The organism is Micromonospora sp. NPDC093243 (assembly GCF_044753725.1).
In the GTDB taxonomy this organism is placed as follows: domain Bacteria; phylum Actinomycetota; class Actinomycetes; order Mycobacteriales; family Micromonosporaceae; genus Micromonospora.
Map to the genome: position 1 here is coordinate 170,393 of NZ_JBIVNT010000005.1, position 16,817 is coordinate 187,209.

The following is a 16,817-nucleotide window of genomic DNA, read 5'->3' on the forward strand; positions in this document are numbered from 1 at the left end:
CGTGCCCGCCGACGACACTCTCACGGTGGCGGTACGGGTGAAGCCCGGCGCCGCCCGGGCCCGGGTCGGCGGCTGCTTCGACGGGCCGCACGGCCCCGCTCTGGTGATCGCGGTGAACGCGCCGGCCGTCGACGGCCGGGCCACCGAGGCCGCCCGCCGGGCGCTGGCCGGCGCGCTCGGCGTCCGCGCCGCCGCGGTGTCGCTGCGCACCGGCGCGGCCAGTCGGGACAAGCTCTTCCTCGTGGAACGGCCCGGCCCCGAGCTGCCCGGCGTGCTGCGCCGGCTGCGCGACGGATCCGGCGAGTGAGGAACGCCCGGGCCAGGCGGTCGTGACGCCCGGGCTCGATCTCGCGCTGCTGGTCGGCGCGGCCGTGCTGCTGGTGGCGGTCGGCGCCGTCCGGCTCTCCAGCCGGCTCGGGGTGCCCAGCCTGCTTGTCTACCTGGCCATGGGCGTGGGGATCGGCGAGGCCGGGCTGGGCATCCGGTTCGACGACGTCGAGCTGACCCGGGCGCTCGGCTTCTGCGCGCTGATCGTGATCATCGCCGAGGGCGGGTTGACCGCCCGGTGGAGCACGTTGCGCCCGGTGCTCGGGCTCTCCGCCGCGCTCTCCACCGTCGGCGTGGTCGTCAGCATCGTGGTGGTCGGGGTCGCCGTGCACCTGCTGCTCGGGCTGGACTGGCGCCTGGCGCTGCTCTACGGCGCGGTGCTGTCCTCCACCGACGCGGCGGCGGTCTTCGCCACCCTGCGCCGACTGCGCCTGCCGCCCCGGCTGGTGGCCACCCTCGAGGCCGAGTCGGGGATGAACGACGCCCCGGTGGTGCTGCTCGTGGTGCTGCTCTCCCGGGAGGGCGCCGGCCATCCCTGGTGGTACGAGGTCGGGCTGGTCGGCTACGAGCTGGCGGCCGGCGCGGCGGTCGGGTTGGCTGCCGGGTTCGCCGGGCGGTGGGCGCTGCGCCGGGCGGCGCTGCCCTCGGCGGGGCTGTACCCCATCGCCGTGGTCGGCTTCACCGTGCTGGCGTACGCCGTCGGCGCGGTGCTGCACGCCTCCGGCTTCCTCGCCGTCTACGTCGCCGGGGTGCTGCTCGGCAACGCCCGACTGCCGCACCGGCAGGCGATCCTCGGCTTCGCCGACGGGCTGGCCTGGTTGGCGCAGATCGGCCTGTTCGTGCTGCTCGGGCTGCTGGTCTCCCCGGGACGGCTGGACGCCGCGGTGCTCCCCGCGGTGGTCGCCGGGCTGGCCCTGGTGCTGGCCGCCCGGCCGCTGTCGGTGGCGGTCGCCGCGCTGCCGTTCCGGGTGGGGGTGCGCGAGCAGGCGTTCCTGTCCTGGGCCGGGCTGCGTGGCGCGGTGCCGATCGTGCTGGCCACCATCCCGCTCTCCGAGCGGGTGCCCGGCGCGGACCGGCTCTTCGACGCGGTCTTCGTGCTGGTGGTGATCTTCACGCTGGTGCAGACCACGACGCTGGCGCCGCTCGCCCGCCGGCTCAGGGTCACCGCGCCGGCCGAGGCGACGGAGATCCACGTCGAGACCGCCCCGCTGGAGCGGATGCGGGCCGATCTGCTCCAGTTGGAGGTGCCGCCGGGATCTCGGCTGGCCGGGGTGCACGTCGACGAGCTGCGGCTGCCGCCGGGCGCCTCGGTGACCCTGGTGCTGCGCGACGGGGTCGGTTTCGTGCCGGTCCCGGACACCCGGTTGAAGACCGGCGACAGCCTGTTGATCGTGGCCACCGGTGGGGTCCGGGACGAGGCCGAACGGCGGCTGCGGGCGGTCAGCCGGCGGGGTCGGCTGGCCCGTTGGTTTGGCGAGTACGGCAATGATCGGGACGGTTGATCTGCTAGCGTTCCTTTTGTCCCGGTTAGGTGGGACTCGAGGCTGAATAGCGGTGCGTCGGTGCGGCACGTTGTCGGACGCCGATACGTTCCGTATTCTTGCCAACCTCCGGAGTGCGCGGCCGTTGTCGCCGCGCGCCCCTTTTCGTACCTGGGGGTGCCTGGTCGGTGCCCCCTGTCCAGGTGCCGCGGACCGCCGCGGTTCCGCGGCCGAGGGAGCGACGATGGCGAAGCCAGCCGACACCAGGACAGCCGGCCGAAAGCCGGTGGCGAGGCCCACCCGCAGCGCCGCGGAGACCGAGAAGATCCGGGCGGCCCTGGCGGCGCGGCGGGACGAGCTTCGCGCCGAGTACGATCAGACGCTGAGCGAGATCACCGAGCTGCAGCGCGATCGGCTGACCGACTCGGCCGGGGACGACCAGGCCGACACCGGGACCAAGACGTTCGAGCGGGAGCAGGAGATCTCTCTCGCCAACAGCATCCTGGAACGGATCACGCAGGTCGAGCGCGCGCTGGAGCGGCTCGACGAGGGTGGCTACGGCTGGTGCGAGCGGTGCGGCAACCCGATCCCGGTGGAGCGGCTCGCCGCCTTCCCGTCGGCGACCCTCTGCGTGACCTGCAAGCAGCTGGAGGAGCGGCGCTGAGGTCCGTTCCCCGGCGGCGATGGAGACGGTGAACGATCACCGCCGAGTGTCGATGGGGAGCAGATGAGCGCAGCACCGTCCGCCGGATCCGGCCGGGCCGAAGAGGCCGACCGCAAGCCCCGGCCCCGGGCCGTCGCGATCCTCGCCGGCACCGCGCTGGTCGCCTTCCTGGCCGACCTGACCACCAAGCATCTCGCCCTGGCCAACCTCTCCGACCACGAGCCGGTCCGGATTCTCGGCGGGCTCGTCTACCTCAGCCTGATCCGCAACAGCGGCGCCGCCTGGAGCATCGGCTCCGACTACACCTGGGTCTTCCCACTGATCACCATCGGCGTGATCGGCTGGATCGTCTGGATGGCGCTGCGGCTGCGGTCGATGCCCTGGGCGATCTCGCTCGGGCTGGTGCTCGGCGGGGCGCTCGGCAACCTGGCGGACCGGATCTTCCGGGCCCCCAGCCCCTTCCACGGTCACGTGGTCGACATGATCAGCGTCTTCGGGCCGTTCGGCGAGTACTTCCCGGTCTTCAACCTGGCGGACAGCTCGCTGGTCTGCGGCGTGATCCTCGCCGTGCTGCTGGAGCTCACCGGCCGCCAGCGTGACGGCGGGCGGGTGACCCGCGACGGGCGTCCGGTCGACGCGGGCGACGGTCAGGCGACCGCCGCCGAGCAGCGGGAGCGCGCGTGACCGCCGCGTTCGCCGCCGGAGGCGACCACCGCTCTCTGCCGGTGCCGGACGGCCTCGACGGCATGCGGCTGGACCAGGCGGTTTCCCGCCTCTTCGGTCTCTCCCGCACCGCCGCCGCGGCCCTGGTGGACTCCGGCGACGCGCTGGTCGACGGCGTGGTCCGGGCCAACTCGTACAAGGTCAAGGCCGGCTCGTGGCTGGAGGTGACCCTGCCCGCGCCGGTCGCGCCGCCGACCGTGGTGCCGCAGGCGGTGCCCGGTCTGCGGGTGGTCCACGCCGACGACGACATCGTGGTGGTGGACAAGCCGGTCGGCGTGGCGGCGCATCCCAGCCCCGGCTGGACCGGCCCGACCGTGATCGGCGCGCTGGCCGCGATCGGCCACCGCATCTCCACCAGCGGCGCCGCCGAGCGGCAGGGAGTGGTGCACCGGCTCGACGTGGGCACCACCGGGATCATGGTGGTGGCCAAGAGCGAGCAGGCCTACACGGCGCTCAAGCGGGCGTTCAAGTACCGCGAGGTGGAGAAGCGCTACCACGCGGTGGTGCAGGGCCACCCGGACCCGCTGCGCGGCACCATCGACGCCCCCATCGACCGGCACCCCACCCACGACTACCGCTGGGCGGTGGTCTCCGGCGGCAAGCCGAGCATCACCCACTACGACACCCTGGAGGCGTTCCCGGCCGCCAGCCTGCTCGACGTGCGGCTGGAGACCGGCCGGACCCACCAGATCCGGGTGCACTTCTCCACGCTGCGCCACCCCTGTGTGGGCGACCTCACCTACGGCGCCGATCCGACGCTGTCCGGTCGGCTCAAGCTGGACCGACAGTGGCTGCATGCCCGCGAGTTGAGCTTCGAGCACCCCCGAACGGGGGACGAGGTCCGCTTCGTCAGCGACTACCCTGACGACCTGGAACGCGCGCTCCGGATCCTCCGCGACTGAGCGGCGGCCCGTCCGACACCGACCGACGAGGGGACCAGCCCGTGCGCGCCGGCGATCTGCTGCGCCAGCTTGACCAACGGCTGCTGCCGCCCCTGACCCGAGCGGTCAGGCGCCTCGCCGACACCTCGTCCCGGCCGCGGATGCTCACCTCCACGGCGCTGCTGTCGGTGGCGGCGGTGCTGCTCACCGCCGTCTGGGCCGCCGGTGACCGCCGCCCGGTGGGCGACCCGACCGTCGGCGAGGTGACCCGCGTCGGGGTCGTCGACGGCGACTCCGTGCCGGGCTATCTGCGGGCCGCGGCCGCCGACCTCGCGGCCCTGCCCACGGCCGCGCCGAGCGGCGCCGAGGGCACCTACGCGCTGGTCTCGCTGGAGACCTACCTGCCGCCGCAGCGGCTCACGGCGGTGCTCGGCGACGTGTCGGTCTCCGAGGTCTTCGGGCGGGTGCCGCTGCCCGGCCGGCAGACCGAGATCGTCCGGATCCCGGCGCTGCGCATTCCGGACGACGTGGTCGCCGGGATGGCCGAGCTGGCCGCGCGCAAGGACCAGGAGGCCGCCGACTACCGGACCCGCGCCACCGCGTCCGCCGGCGACGCCGACGTGCGTCAGGTGTACGCCAGCGGCGCCGAGGTGGCCGCGGCGGAGGCGGACGCCTACCGCTCCGGGTGCGCCTGCGTCTACGCCGCGGTGGTCCGCGCCCAACCGGCCGCGCTGCGCGCGGTGGCCGGCCGGCAGACCGTGCGGTCGGTCGACCCGGCGCCGGAGGTGCGTCGGCTGGACCGGACGGTCTTCACCCCGCCGCTGCCCGAGCAGCAGGAGGTGGTCCGCCCACCGGCGGACACCGCGCTACCCACGGCGACCGCGGACGGGCCCGGCAGCCCCTCGGCGACGCCCTCGGCCACCCCGGCGGTGGGCGAATCGTCGGAACCCGCACCGGTCGTGACGGATCCGGCACCCGAGCCGGAACCGACGACGCCGTCCGTGGCTCCGCCGCCAACCCCCGTCACCTCGCCCGACGCGACCGGTGCCGAGGCCGCGGAGCCGACCACGTCGTGATCGGGGACCGGCGGATTGGGCAGGGCGGTGTGGTCCGAATAGGGTTTCCTTCGTAGCCTGTTTGATGGAGATTGATCGCGCTGGGGAGGGCGAGCCGTGGAGGGCAGCGAGACCGGCTGGGGTCGGCCGGCCGAACCGGCACCGCGGTGGCGGGCGCTGCTCGACCGGGCCCGGCTCGCCGGCCGGGGCAGTGAGCAGCCCGAACCCGACCGACGGGTCGAGGATCCACTGCCTCCCGCCGAGCCGCTGCCGCGGCGGTCACACGACGGCTACGCCGGGCGGGCGCAGGCGGTCAGCCCGCCGGTCGAGCAGCCCTACGGCGCGGATCCCGGTTACCGGGCCGAGGCCACCTACCGGGTGGACCCCGCCTACCGGGCGGAGCCGACCTACCGGGCCGAGCCGACCTACCAGCCGGAGCCGACCTACCCGCCCGAGCCGACCTACCAGCCTGGACGCGGCTACCAGCCCGAGCCGGGCTACCCCGCCGAGCCGGCCTACCGGGTGCCGGAGCCGCGCCGGCCGGACCCGGTCGAGTCGCGTTACGCGCTGCTGGAGAACGGTTACCGACCCGATCCGCCGCCGGTGGAGTCCCGCTACGCGTTGCTGGAGAACGGCTACCGACCCGAGGGCCGGGCGGCCGCCCCGGCGCCGCCGCCCGCTCCCGCGCCGCCGGCCGCCCCGCCCCCGGCGCTCGCACCGCCCCCGGCGGCCGTCGACCGGGGCTATCCGGCCCGAGTCGACTGGCGCCCGCCGGCCGCCGACCCGGAGCTGGAACGGGCCACCGCACTGCTGCGCCGGGAGTTCGGCACCCCACGGGTGCTCGCCTTCGCCAATCCGAAGGGCGGGGTGCACAAGACCACCGCCACGGTGCTCGCCGCGGCGACCGTCGGCAGCGTCCGCGGCCGGGGCGTGCTGGCCTGGGACGACAACGAGCTGCGCGGCACGCTCGGGCTGCGCGCCGGCAGCGCCCGGCACGCCCGGACCATCCGCCACCTGATCACCGATCTGGCCCAGATCGAGATCCTCGAGGGCAGCACCCTGCTCGAGCACCTCGACGACTACCTTCGGCACGCCTCCGACAACTCCTACGACGTGCTGGCCGGGGAGGAGAGCCCCCGGTTCGCCCAGCGGCTGGACCAGTTCACCGTCCGGCGGGTGCTGGAGCTGCTGCGGCGTACCCACGAGGTGGTCTGCGTCGACACCGGCAACAACGTGGAGAGCCCGAACTGGCGCACCGTGATGCAGGCGGCGGACCAGTTGGTGGTGACCACGGTGCCCCGCGAGGACGCGGCGTTCAGCGCCGACTGGATGCTCGACCTGCTGCACGAGGTGGGCATGGGCGAGCTGGCCGACAACGCGGTCACCCTGATCTCCTGCCCGACGCCGGGCCGGTCGACCTTGCAGGACGACTTGGAGCGGCACTTCGCCACCCGTACCCGCGCGGTCGCGGTGGTGCCGTACGACCCGGCGCTGGAGACCGGGTCGTCGATCGAGTACCACCAGCTCCAGCCGGCGACCCGGGACGCCTGGCTGAAGGCCGCCGCGATGATGTTGGAGCCGTTCGCCCGGTGAGGGGGTGTGCCGCCACCGGCGCCCCCGCCCGTCCGCCCGCCTGAGAGGATCATCGGGTGAGCCCGGACACCCCCGACCCCGACCGGTCCGCCGCCCAGCCCGGCGAGGCCGACCGCGCCACCCCGCCCGCCCACGAATCCACCCCGGCGGACCCCCTGCCCGACCCGCAGGCCACACCGCGCCCGCAGGCCGGTCTGCCGGGTCCGCAGGCCACCCGGCCCGGTGCGGAGCCCACGCCGCCCGACCCGCAGGCCGGTCCGCCCGGTGTTCAGGCCGGTCCGCTGGTCTCGCCGACCGGCGCGGAGGGCGATGGGGCCGGCCCGGAAGCTGGACCGCCCGCCTGGGCCTATCCGGCCGACCGCACGCCGACGGCGGAGACCGGGTCGCGTCGACGGACCGCGGTGCTCGCCGTCGGGGCTGGCCTGGCGCTGGCCGTGCTCGGCGCGCCGCTCGGCCTGCTCTGGGCGGCCGTCGCCCCGGACACCCCCGTGATCAAGACCGCCGAGGGCGCGGTCTACGCCCAGCCGCAACCGGAGCAGCCGATCGCGGCGGACGGCTGGTTCAGCCTGCTCGGGCTCGCCTTCGGGGTGCTCGCGGCGCTCGCCCTCTGGTTCCTGCTGCGCCGGCGGCGCGGCCCGGTCGGGCTGGTCACCGCCGTGCTCGGCGCCTTCGCCGCCGGGCTGGTGGCCTGGCAGCTGGGGCGGCGGATCGGGCTGTCCCGCTTCGATGAGCTGCTGACCAGCGCGCCGGAGGGGCAGGGCTTCGGCAAGCCGTCCGACCTGCGGGCCGGTGGGATCGACTGGGTGCTCGGGGTGCTGCCGGTGCCGCACGGCAACCTGCTGCTGCCCGCGTTCGGCGCCGCCATCACGTACACCCTGCTGGCCGGCTGGTCCCGGTGGCCGTCGCTGCGCCCGGAGCCCGACGCCGCCGACCTCAGTTGGGTGTCGGCGGCGACGCCAACTCCGCCAGCGGCACCGGAACCGCCCGCACCTGGCGCAGCAGAGCCGCCTCGCGGTTGAGCAGCCGCAGCTCGGCCCGGAGCCGGGCCGCGGTGTCGTCGATGGCGAGCAGCCGCTGCCGGTCGTCGACGGTCAGCGCCGCCGTCGCGGCGACCAGGTGGGACAGCACGGTCGGATCCTCCGGCAGCTGCTCGGAGATCTCCTCGGGGTCGGCCCGGATCAGACCGAGGTACTGCCGGAACACCGCGATCACCCGGGCGGCCAGCAGGTCGGCGACCTCGTCCGGGCCGCCCGGCTCGGGCAGCCACTCCACGTCGGCCGTCAGGTAGGGCGCGGACTTCTCGTCGACGTCGGCGATCCGGAACCGGCGTCGCCCGACGGTCACGATGTCGAAGCCGCCGTCGGCCAACTCGGTGACCTGCCGCAGCTCGGCGGTACAGCCCACCTCGTGCAGCGTCACGTCGCCGCCGGCCGGCGTCGGCCGGGCGCCGGGCCCGGCCGGGGCGACCTCCCAGCCGGCCTGGATGGCGACCACGCCGAACTCGCGCGGGGCACCCTCGGGGAGCCCGACCAGGTGTCGGACCAGGGCGCGGTAACGCTCCTCGAAGATGTGCAGCGGCAGTACCAACCCGGGGAAGAGCACCGTTGCGAGGGGGAACACCGGCAGCCGCGCAGTCACGCCGTCGAGCCTAGCCGGATCCGGATCCGGCGGCGTGTCCCGGCTCACCGTCGCGCCGGCCGGGTGTCCCCGGACCGCTGCGGTGGGATGCGGGTGTCCCGGCTCACCGTCCCGTGGTACGGGCGGTCCCGGCCCGCCCCGGCCCGGCCGCCTAGACTCGCAAGGGTGTTGAATCGGATCGACCTGCGCGGTGGTCTTCGTGACCCGCGCCGCCTGCTGCCCCGTGCCCAGCTCGACGTGTCCGTGGCCGTCGAGCGGATCCGGCCCGTCGTGGAGGCGGTCCGGGAGCATGGCTACCCGGCGATCCGGGAGGCGAGCGAGCGGTTCGACGGAGTCTGCCCCGAGGTGCTGCGGGTGCCCGTCGAGACGATCGCCGCCGCGGAGGGGACCCTAGACCCGGAGGTCCGGGCCGCGCTGCTGGAGTCGATCAGCCGGGCCCGCCGGGTGCACGCCGACCAGCGGCGTACCGACCACACCACCCAGGTGGTGCCCGGCGGCACGGTGACCGAGCGCTGGGTGCCGGTCGACCGGGTCGGGCTCTACGTCCCGGGCGGCCTGGCCATGTACCCGTCGACCGTGGTGATGAACGTGGTGCCGGCCCAGGCGGCCGGGGTCCGCTCGCTGGTGGTGGTGAGCCCGCCGCAGAAGGACAACGGCGGCCTGCCCGACCCGCGGGTGCTCGCCGCGTGCGCGCTGCTCGGCGTCGACGAGGTCTACGCCGTCGGTGGCGCCCAGGCGGTGGCGATGCTCGCGTACGGGGCGGCGGTCGACGCGGCCGGCGAGGCGCACTGCACGCCGGTCGACATGATCACCGGCCCGGGCAACATCTGGGTCACCGCGGCGAAGCGGCTGCTGCGCGGCGTGGTGGGCATCGACGCCGAGGCCGGCCCGACCGAGATCGCCGTCCTGGCCGACGACACCGCCGACCCGGTGCACGTGGCGGCCGACCTGATCAGCCAGGCCGAGCACGACCCCCTCGCCGCGAGTGTCCTGGTCACCCCCTCGGTCGAGCTGGTCGAGGCGGTGGAGCGCGAGCTGGCTCGGCAGGTGCCGGCGACCAAGCACGCCGAGCGGGTCACCACCGCGCTGACCGGCGAGCAGAGCGGCGTGGTGCTGGTCGACGACCTCGACGCCGGGCTGCGGGTGGTCGACGCGTACGCCGCCGAGCACCTGGAGATCCAGACCCGGGACGCCCGGGATTGGGCGCTGCGGGTGCGCAACGCCGGTGCCATCTTCGTCGGCGCCTGGTCGCCGGTGTCGCTCGGCGACTACTGCGCCGGCTCCAACCACGTGCTGCCCACCGGCGGCTGCGCCCGACACTCCTCCGGGCTCTCCGTCCAGTCCTTCCTGCGCGGCATCCACCTGGTCGAATACACGTCTCAGGCGCTGCGCGAGGTGGCTCCGCACGTGGTCACCCTGGCCACGGTGGAGGACCTGCCGGCGCACGGCCAGGCTGTCAGCGCCCGCTTCGCCGGGGGCTCGGCATGACCACGCTGGACGATCTGCCGCTCCGCGACGACCTGCGCGGGCTGGCGCCGTACGGGGCGCCGCAGCTGGACGTGCCGGTGCGGCTGAACACCAACGAGAACTCCTACCCGGTGCCGGAGGCGGTGGTGGAGGCGATCGGCAAGGCCCTCGCCGCCGAGCTGCGCGACCTGAACCGCTACCCCGACCGGGACGCGGTCGCGCTCCGTGCCGACCTGGCCGGCTACCTCGGGCACGGACTCACCGTCGACCACCTCTGGGCGGCGAACGGCTCCAACGAGATCCAGCAGCAGCTGCTCCAGGCGTTCGGCGGGCCGGGGCGCAGCGCGCTCGGCTTCACACCGGCGTACTCGATGCACCCGCTGCTGGCCCTCGGCACCGGCACCCGGTGGGTGCCCGCCCGGCGCGGCGTCGACTTCGGGCTGACCGCCGACGAGGCGGTGGCCCAGGTCCGCGAGCACCGGCCGGACGTGGTCTTCCTCTGCTCGCCGAACAATCCCACCGGCACCGCGCTGGACCCGGCCGTGGTGGCCGCGGTGCTCGACGCGGCGCCGGGCATGGTGGTGGTGGACGAGGCGTACGCCGAGTTCGCCCGGCCCGGCACGGTGAGCGCGCTCGCGGTGCTGCCCGGGCACCCCCGGCTGGTGGTGACCCGGACGATGAGCAAGGCGTTCGGCTTCGCCGGTGGGCGGCTCGGCTACCTCGCCGCCGACCCGGCGGTGGTGCGGGCGGTGCAGCTGGTCCGGTTGCCGTACCACCTCTCGGCGCTCACCCAGGCCGCCGCCCGGGCGGCGCTGGCCCACCGCGACGCCCTGCTCGGCACGGTCGCCGCGATCATGGCTCAGCGCGACCGGATCGTCGCCGAGCTGCGCGGCCGCGGCGTGCGGGTCGCCGACAGTGACGCAAATTTCGTACTCTTCGAGGTCGGTGGCGACCAGGCCGCCGCCTGGCGGGCCCTGCTGGAGCGGGGCGTGCTGGTACGCGACGTCGGCCTGCCCGGGTGGCTGCGGGTCACCGCGGGCACCCCCACCGAGACCGACGCCTTCCTGTCGGCGATGGAGAAGCTCTGATGGCCGGGCGCGGTGCGCGCGTGCCAGCCCCGCAGTCACCACTGAAAGGCGAGCGATGAGCCGGACCGCCCGGGTTGAGCGGATCACCAAGGAGACCAAGGTCCTCGTCGAGATCGACCTCGACGGCACCGGCGCCGCGGAGATCAGCACAGGGGTCGGCTTCTACGACCACATGCTGAACCAGATCGCCCGGCACGGCGGTGTCGACCTGACCGTGCGCACCGTCGGTGACCTGGAGATCGACGCGCACCACACGATGGAGGACACCGCGCTCGCCCTGGGCGCCGCCCTCGACCAGGCACTGGGTGACAAGGCCGGCATCCGACGGTACGGGTCGGCCACCGTGCCGATGGACGAGGTGCTGGTCCGGGCCGCGGTCGACCTCTCCGGCCGGCCGTACGTGCTGCACGACGAGCCACCGCTGGCTCCGTACATCGGGCCGGTCTACCCGACCAGCATGACCCGGCACATCTTCGAGTCGTTCGGTCAGGCGGCCCGGATCACCCTGCACGTCGACGTGCTGCGGGCGGCCCGGCCGGGTGGCCACCCGGACGCGCACCACGTGGTGGAGGCGCAGTTCAAGGCGGTCGCCCGGGCGTTGCGCGAGGCCGTCGCGATCGACCCGCGGTCGGCCGGCGCGGTGCCCAGCACGAAGGGAGCATTGTGATGAGCGCGGCGCTGCCGGTTCTGCTGCTGATCCTGGCCGGGGTGCTGGTGGGCGGCGTCTGGTCGCTGCACCGCCAGGGCGCCCCGCGCGGCGCGGTGCTGCTCACCGCGCTGCTCGCGGTGCTGGCCACCGTCGGTGGGGTGCTGTGGTTGCTGCCCGGGGAGGGTCAGTGAGCGACCGGAAGGAGGCGGCGGCGTGAGCGACGTGGTGGTGCTCGACTACGGCTCGGGCAACCTGCGGTCGGCCGAACGCGCGCTCGCGGCCGCCGGCGCGAGCGTACGGGTGACCGACGACCTGTCGGCCGCGGCCGCCGCCGACGGCCTGGTGGTGCCGGGCGTGGGCGCGTTCGCGGCGTGCATGGCCGGGATCGAGGCGCTCGGCGCCGGTCCGATGATCGCCGACCGGGTGGCCGCCGGCCGTCCGGTGCTCGGCATCTGCGTCGGCATGCAGGTGCTCTTCGAGCACGGCGACGAGCACGGAGTGGTGACCAAGGGACTCGGCCTGCTGCCCGGCGGCGTCACGAAGCTGAGCGCCCCCCGGCTGCCGCACATGGGCTGGAACACCGTCCGGGCGCCCGAGTCGTCGGTGCTCTTCGCCGGCCTGCCCGTCGACAGCCGGTTCTACTTCGTGCACTCCTACGGGGTGGGCGACCCGGGTGCGCTGGCCGCGGCCGGCGCCACGGTCACCACCGCCCACCACGGGGCGGATTTCGTGGCCGCGGTCGAACGCGGCCCGCTCTCCGCCGCCCAGTTCCACCCGGAGAAGTCGGCCGACACCGGTGCCGCGCTGCTGCGCAACTGGCTGGCCGCGCTGTGACCGCCGGTGGCTGAGTCGTCCGTGGCCGCGGCCGGGTGGGGGGCGGCGTGAGCAAGGAACGGGCCCGGCGCCGGGAGGCGCGCGAAGCCGTACTGGCCCGGGAGCGCGCCGCGCGCCGGCGTCGGGTGGCCCGCCGGGAACGCCGCCGGGCGGTGCTCCGCCGGATCACGCCCCGGCTGCGTCGGGGCAGCGCGGGCCGGCTGGCCCGGCACAGTCGCGCCGAACGGGCCGCGATCGTTCTGCTCACCGCGGCTGCGCTGGTCCTGATCTGGTCGTTCGTGGACGACCTGGCGCTCCGTCTCGCGCTGGTCGTACTGCTGCTGCTCGTACTGCCGGCGATCGTCGTGATCGCCCTGGACCGTCGTACCTGACCGAGGAGAAGACGTTGAGCCTCACCCTGTTGCCTGCCGTGGACGTCGCCGACGGCCAGGCCGTCCGGCTCGTGCAGGGCGCCGCCGGCAGCGAGACCAGCTACGGTGACCCGATCGACGCGGCGCTGGCCTTTCAGCGTGACGGCGCCGAGTGGATCCACCTGGTCGACCTGGACGCCGCGTTCGGTCGGGGCACCAACGCCCACCTGCTCGCCGAGGTGGTCCGCCAGCTCGACGTCAAGGTGGAGCTCTCCGGCGGCATCCGCGACGACGAGTCGCTGCTCGCGGCGCTCGGCACCGGGGCGGCCCGGGTCAACATCGGCACCGCCGCGCTGGAGGACCCGGTCTGGTGCGACCGGGTGGTCGGGGAGTACGGCGACCGGGTGGCGATCGGGCTGGACGTGCGCGGCCGCACCCTCGCCGCCCGGGGCTGGACCCGTGAGGGCGGCGACCTGTTCGAGGTGCTGGAGCGGCTGGACAAGGCGGGCAGCGCCCGGTACGTGGTCACCGACATCACCAAGGACGGCACCATGCGCGGGCCCAACCTGGACCTGCTGCGTGAGGTGTGCGCCCGTACCGACGCGCCGGTGATCGCGTCGGGCGGCGTCTCCACCCTGGACGACCTGCGGGCCCTGGCCAGCCTGGAAGCGATCGGGGTGGAGGGTGTGATCACCGGCAAGGCGCTCTACGCGGGGGCCTTCACGGTGCGGCAGGCGCTCGACACGCTGGCCGCCGCGTGACGGTCACCCGGCTCGGCTCGGGCGGCCCGTGGGAGGCCACCTACGGCTACGCACGGGTGGTCCGCGCCGGCGAGCTGGCCTGGACCGCCGGCTGCACCTCCACGGTGGATGGTCGGGTGGCCCACGTCGGGGACGCCGCGGCGCAGACCGCGCAGGCGCTGCGGATCGCCCTGGACGCGCTCGCCGAGGTCGGCGCGCAGCCGGGCGACGTGGTCCGCAGCCGGATGTACGTGACCGACCGTGGCCACGCCGACGAGGTGGGCCGGGCGCACAACGCGGTCTTCGGGGCGGTCCGCCCGGCGGCGACCCTGGTGGTGGTGGCCGGTCTGCTGGATCCGGAGCATCTGGTCGAGGTGGAGCTGGAGGCGTACCTCGGCGACCGCTGACCGGGCCGCCGCGAACCCGGTCCGGCGCCGCCCGCCCGTCTGACGGGTGACCGGACGATGCGCCCCGACCCGTCCGTACGGTCCTCGACCGGCTCGACGGGCGCTGCCAGACTGACCGGGTGAGCGGGACGGCTGTCGGTCGCGACAGCGTGGTCGGGGTCGCCCGCCGGTCGCTGGCCGAGGGCCGGCAGGTGCTCGTGGAGGGTCCGGCCGGGATCGGCAAGACGGTGGTGCTCCGGTCGCTGCTGGACGCCGCCGCCGGGGACGGCTGGCTGACGCTGCGCTGCGCTCCGACCGAGGCCGAGCGGGCCCTGCCGTTCGCGGCGCTCGCCGACGTGCTGGCGCCGCTCGCCGACCGGACGGCGGCGTTGTCGCCGCCGCAGCGCGCGGCGCTGGCCGGGGTGCTGCTGACCGGCGAGGTGACCGGGCCGGTCGACGAACGCGCCGTGGGCGTGGCCACCGGCGCGCTGCTCGACGTCGCGGCCGCCGACCCGGCCTGGCCCCGGGTGCTGGTGGCGGTCGACGACGCACCGTGGCTGGATCCGCCGAGCGAGCGTGCGTTGCGGTTCGCGTTGCGCCGGGTGGCACCGCGGGTCGCCGTGCTGGTCACCGCGCGCGCCGACCGGCCGGGCGCGGCGCCGGCGCCGCTCGGGCTGGATCAGCGGCCCACCGGCGGTCACCTGGAGCGGGTGGTGCTCGGCCCGCTCGGCGTGGGGCCGCTGCACCACGTGCTGCGGGCGGAGACCGGTACGGTGCTGCCCCGGCCGCTGCTGATCCGGATCGCCGCGGAGTCCGGGGGGAACCCGCTGCTCGCCGTGGAGCTGGCTCGGGCGGTGCTGCGGATGCCCCGGTTGCCGGCGCCGGGCGCCGACCTGCCGGCCGCGCCGTCGCTGCGGCAGTTGGTCGCCGAGCGGGTGGCGACCCTGCCGCCGCCGACCCGGCAGGCGATCCGCCTCGCCGCGCTCTCCGGCCTGCCCACGCTGGCCGGGCTGGCTCAGGCCGGGGTGGCGGCGGCCGACCTCGACGCGGCGGAGGAGGCCGGCCTGGTCGCGGTCACCGGCGAGCTGGTCGGCTTCACCCATCCGGTCTATGCCGCCGCGGTCCGCGCCGAGGTGCCGCCGGGGGTGCGTCACCGGCTGCACCGGCTGCTCGCCGACACCGCCGGGGATCCGGACGAGCGGGCCCGCCAGCTGGCCCGCTGCGCGTCCGCGCCCGATTCGGCGGCGGCGGCGGAGATCGCGGCGACGGCCGAGCGGCAGCGGCGGCGGGGTGCGCCGGAGACCGCCGCCGGGCTGTACGACGCCGCTGCCCGCCTCACCCCGCCGGACGCTGCCGAGCACGCGCGATGGCGGCTGGCCGCCGTGCAGTGCCGGTTCGACAGCGGAGACTACCCGGCCGCGAAGGCGACCGCCGAGCTGGCGGCCGAGCAGCTGACCGGCCCGGCACGGGCCGAGGCGCTGCTGCTGCGGGCGGTCGTCGCGTGGAGCTCGGACGAGCCGGGCGAGGCCGCCGAGAGCGCCGCCGAGCGGGCCCTGGCCGTCGTGCCGGTCGGCTCGACGCTGGCCGGGCGGGTGCACGCCCATCTCGCCGTGTTCCGGGACGCCCCGGACCCGGCCCGTCGGCACGCGGAGCGGGCGGCCGCCCTGCTGGCGGAGAGCCCGGACGACCGTCCGGTGCACGCCGCGGCGTTGCTGTTGCTGCTGCTCAACGAGGTCCGCGCCGGACTGCCGGCGCGTGCCGAGCTGCTGGAGCAGGCGCTGGCGCAGGAGGGGGAGGAGCCGTCCTGGCTGGCCGGGACCGTCCCGGCCATCTGGTGGAAGTCGCTCGACGAGCACGGCCGGGCCCGGGAGCGTCTGCACCGGATGCTGGATCGGGCGGCCGCCCGGGGCGACGAACCGTCGCAGCACGAGCTGCTGTGTCACCTGGGTGAGACGGAGCTGCTCGCCGGTCGCTGGGCGGACGCCGCCGGGCACCTCGCCGCGGCCCGTGAGCTGGGCGAGCAGTACGGCGCCGACCTGGCCGGTGTGGCCTGGATGGAGGGGCTGCTGCTGGCGTACCGGGGGCGGCTGGCCGAGGCGAGCGCGGTCGCCGAGGAGGGGCTGCGCCGGGCCGCCGAGCTCAACGACGGGTGGCGGCGGCGGATCCACGCGCAACTGGCCGGATATGCGGCGCTGACCGGGGGACGGCTGCCGGAGGCCGCCCGGCACTACGGCGAGCTGGCCGCCATCGTGGACGAGATGGGCCTCGTCGAGCCGCTCGCCCAGCGCTTCGAGCCGGACTGGCTGGAGGCCTGCGTCGGGGCCGGTGACCTGGCCACCGCCGAGGCGGTGCTGGAGCGGCTGACCGTGCGGCACCGGCGGCTCGCCCGGCCGTGGACCACCCTGGGGCTGGCCCGCAGCCGGGTGCTGCTGGCCGGCGCGCTGGGTCGGGACGCCTCCGACGCGCTGGCCGAGCTGGCCGCCGCCCGGGCCACGGTGCCTCCCGACGTGCTGCCCCTGGACCGGGCCCGTTGTCTGCTGGTGGCCGGCGTCGCGCACCGGCGGGCCCGGCGGCGGCGGGCGGCCCGGGCGGCGCTGAGCGCGGCAGCGGCCGAGTTCGACGCGCTCGGCGCGGCGGCGCTGGCGGCCCGGGCCCGCGCCGAGGCGGAGCGCACCGGCGGGCGTCCCGCCGCCCCTGCGCAGTTGACCGGCACCGAGCTGGAGGTGGCCCGGCTCGCCGCGGCCGGTGGGACCAACCGGTCCATCGCCGACACGCTCTTCATCAGCCCGAAGACGGTCGAGGCCAACCTGGCCCGGGTCTACCGCAAGCTCGGGGTGGCCAGCCGGGCCGAGCTGGGCGCCGTGATGGCCCGTGGCGCGGGTGTCGACGGATAGGGAAACACCCGATTACCCCCGCCGTCGGGCCCACCTAGCGTCGACGC

The 16,817-nt window shown here is 75.6% G+C and carries 18 protein-coding genes; 17 read left to right on the forward strand and 1 reads right to left on the reverse strand.

Going from position 1 to position 16,817, the window contains the following annotated elements:
* Nucleotide 1 precedes the first annotated feature (1 nt).
* The 8 genes from ACIP9D_RS18385 (at nt 2) to ACIP9D_RS18420 (ending at nt 7,743) form a co-directional block, all read left to right on the forward strand.
* Nucleotides 2-307, forward strand: a complete 306-nt coding sequence (locus tag ACIP9D_RS18385; protein ID WP_350872427.1) for a DUF167 domain-containing protein — start codon at nt 2-4, stop codon at nt 305-307.
* Between the two features lie 22 nt (nt 308-329).
* The gene (locus tag ACIP9D_RS18390; protein ID WP_350872429.1) at nt 330-1,829 is read left to right on the forward strand and encodes a potassium/proton antiporter; all 1,500 of its coding nucleotides are present in this window, start codon (nt 330-332) and stop codon (nt 1,827-1,829) included.
* A 223-nt stretch (nt 1,830-2,052) separates the two neighbouring features.
* Nucleotides 2,053-2,472 carry a TraR/DksA C4-type zinc finger protein gene (locus ACIP9D_RS18395; protein WP_350872431.1) on the forward strand — a complete coding sequence of 140 codons (420 nt, stop codon included), beginning with the start codon at nt 2,053-2,055 and terminating at the stop codon, nt 2,470-2,472.
* Nucleotides 2,473-2,535: 63 nt separating this feature from the next.
* Nucleotides 2,536-3,156, forward strand: a complete 621-nt coding sequence (lspA, locus tag ACIP9D_RS18400) for a signal peptidase II (protein ID WP_350872433.1) — start codon at nt 2,536-2,538, stop codon at nt 3,154-3,156.
* On the forward strand, nt 3,153-4,097 hold the full coding sequence (locus tag ACIP9D_RS18405; protein WP_350872435.1) for an RluA family pseudouridine synthase: 945 nt from the start codon (nt 3,153-3,155) through the stop codon (nt 4,095-4,097). Before lspA ends, ACIP9D_RS18405 begins: the two co-directional genes overlap by 4 nt.
* Before the next feature lie 41 nt (nt 4,098-4,138).
* Complete coding sequence (locus tag ACIP9D_RS18410; RefSeq protein ID WP_350872437.1) at nt 4,139-5,152, forward strand: hypothetical protein; 1,014 nt, start codon at nt 4,139-4,141, stop codon at nt 5,150-5,152.
* Nucleotides 5,153-5,248: 96 nt separating this feature from the next.
* On the forward strand, nt 5,249-6,724 hold the full coding sequence (locus ACIP9D_RS18415; RefSeq protein ID WP_350872439.1) for an ATPase: 1,476 nt from the start codon (nt 5,249-5,251) through the stop codon (nt 6,722-6,724).
* A gap of 194 nt (nt 6,725-6,918) precedes the next feature.
* Nucleotides 6,919-7,743, forward strand: coding sequence for a DUF2567 domain-containing protein (locus tag ACIP9D_RS18420; protein ID WP_400450562.1), 825 nt, complete (start codon nt 6,919-6,921; stop codon nt 7,741-7,743).
* Here ACIP9D_RS18420 and ACIP9D_RS18425 read toward each other — a convergent pair.
* Entirely contained in the window at nt 7,658-8,362 is a 705-nt protein-coding gene (locus tag ACIP9D_RS18425; protein ID WP_350872443.1) for an LON peptidase substrate-binding domain-containing protein, read from the reverse strand. The two genes, ACIP9D_RS18420 and ACIP9D_RS18425, sit on opposite strands and share 86 nt — an antisense overlap.
* Nucleotides 8,363-8,527: 165 nt before the next feature.
* On the opposite strand from ACIP9D_RS18425, the gene hisD reads away from it, so the two are divergent.
* From hisD to ACIP9D_RS18470, 9 genes are all read left to right on the forward strand, one after another.
* Nucleotides 8,528-9,850, forward strand: coding sequence for a histidinol dehydrogenase (gene hisD / locus ACIP9D_RS18430; RefSeq protein WP_350872445.1), 1,323 nt, complete (start codon nt 8,528-8,530; stop codon nt 9,848-9,850).
* Entirely contained in the window at nt 9,847-10,917 is a 1,071-nt protein-coding gene (locus ACIP9D_RS18435; protein ID WP_350872447.1) for a histidinol-phosphate transaminase, read from the forward strand. Before hisD ends, ACIP9D_RS18435 begins: the two co-directional genes overlap by 4 nt.
* A gap of 55 nt (nt 10,918-10,972) precedes the next feature.
* A complete protein-coding gene (hisB, locus tag ACIP9D_RS18440; RefSeq protein WP_350872449.1) occupies nt 10,973-11,584 on the forward strand; it encodes an imidazoleglycerol-phosphate dehydratase HisB in 612 nt (203 codons plus the stop codon).
* Complete coding sequence (locus ACIP9D_RS18445; RefSeq protein ID WP_350872451.1) at nt 11,584-11,757, forward strand: hypothetical protein; 174 nt, start codon at nt 11,584-11,586, stop codon at nt 11,755-11,757. The genes hisB and ACIP9D_RS18445 overlap by 1 nt, the downstream gene beginning before the upstream one ends.
* A 22-nt stretch (nt 11,758-11,779) precedes the next feature.
* Nucleotides 11,780-12,400, forward strand: a complete 621-nt coding sequence (gene hisH / locus ACIP9D_RS18450) for an imidazole glycerol phosphate synthase subunit HisH (protein WP_350872453.1) — start codon at nt 11,780-11,782, stop codon at nt 12,398-12,400.
* Between the two features lie 47 nt (nt 12,401-12,447).
* Nucleotides 12,448-12,771, forward strand: a complete 324-nt coding sequence (locus ACIP9D_RS18455; RefSeq protein WP_350872455.1) for a hypothetical protein — start codon at nt 12,448-12,450, stop codon at nt 12,769-12,771.
* Between the two features lie 14 nt (nt 12,772-12,785).
* Nucleotides 12,786-13,511, forward strand: coding sequence for a bifunctional 1-(5-phosphoribosyl)-5-((5-phosphoribosylamino)methylideneamino)imidazole-4-carboxamide isomerase/phosphoribosylanthranilate isomerase PriA (gene priA / locus ACIP9D_RS18460; protein WP_350872456.1), 726 nt, complete (start codon nt 12,786-12,788; stop codon nt 13,509-13,511).
* Entirely contained in the window at nt 13,508-13,897 is a 390-nt protein-coding gene (locus ACIP9D_RS18465; protein ID WP_350872458.1) for a RidA family protein, read from the forward strand. The genes priA and ACIP9D_RS18465 overlap by 4 nt, the downstream gene beginning before the upstream one ends.
* A 119-nt stretch (nt 13,898-14,016) precedes the next feature.
* Nucleotides 14,017-16,770: a LuxR C-terminal-related transcriptional regulator gene (locus ACIP9D_RS18470; RefSeq protein WP_350872460.1), complete on the forward strand. Its 2,754-nt coding sequence runs from the start codon at nt 14,017-14,019 to the stop codon at nt 16,768-16,770.
* Nucleotides 16,771-16,817: the final 47 nt, after the last annotated feature.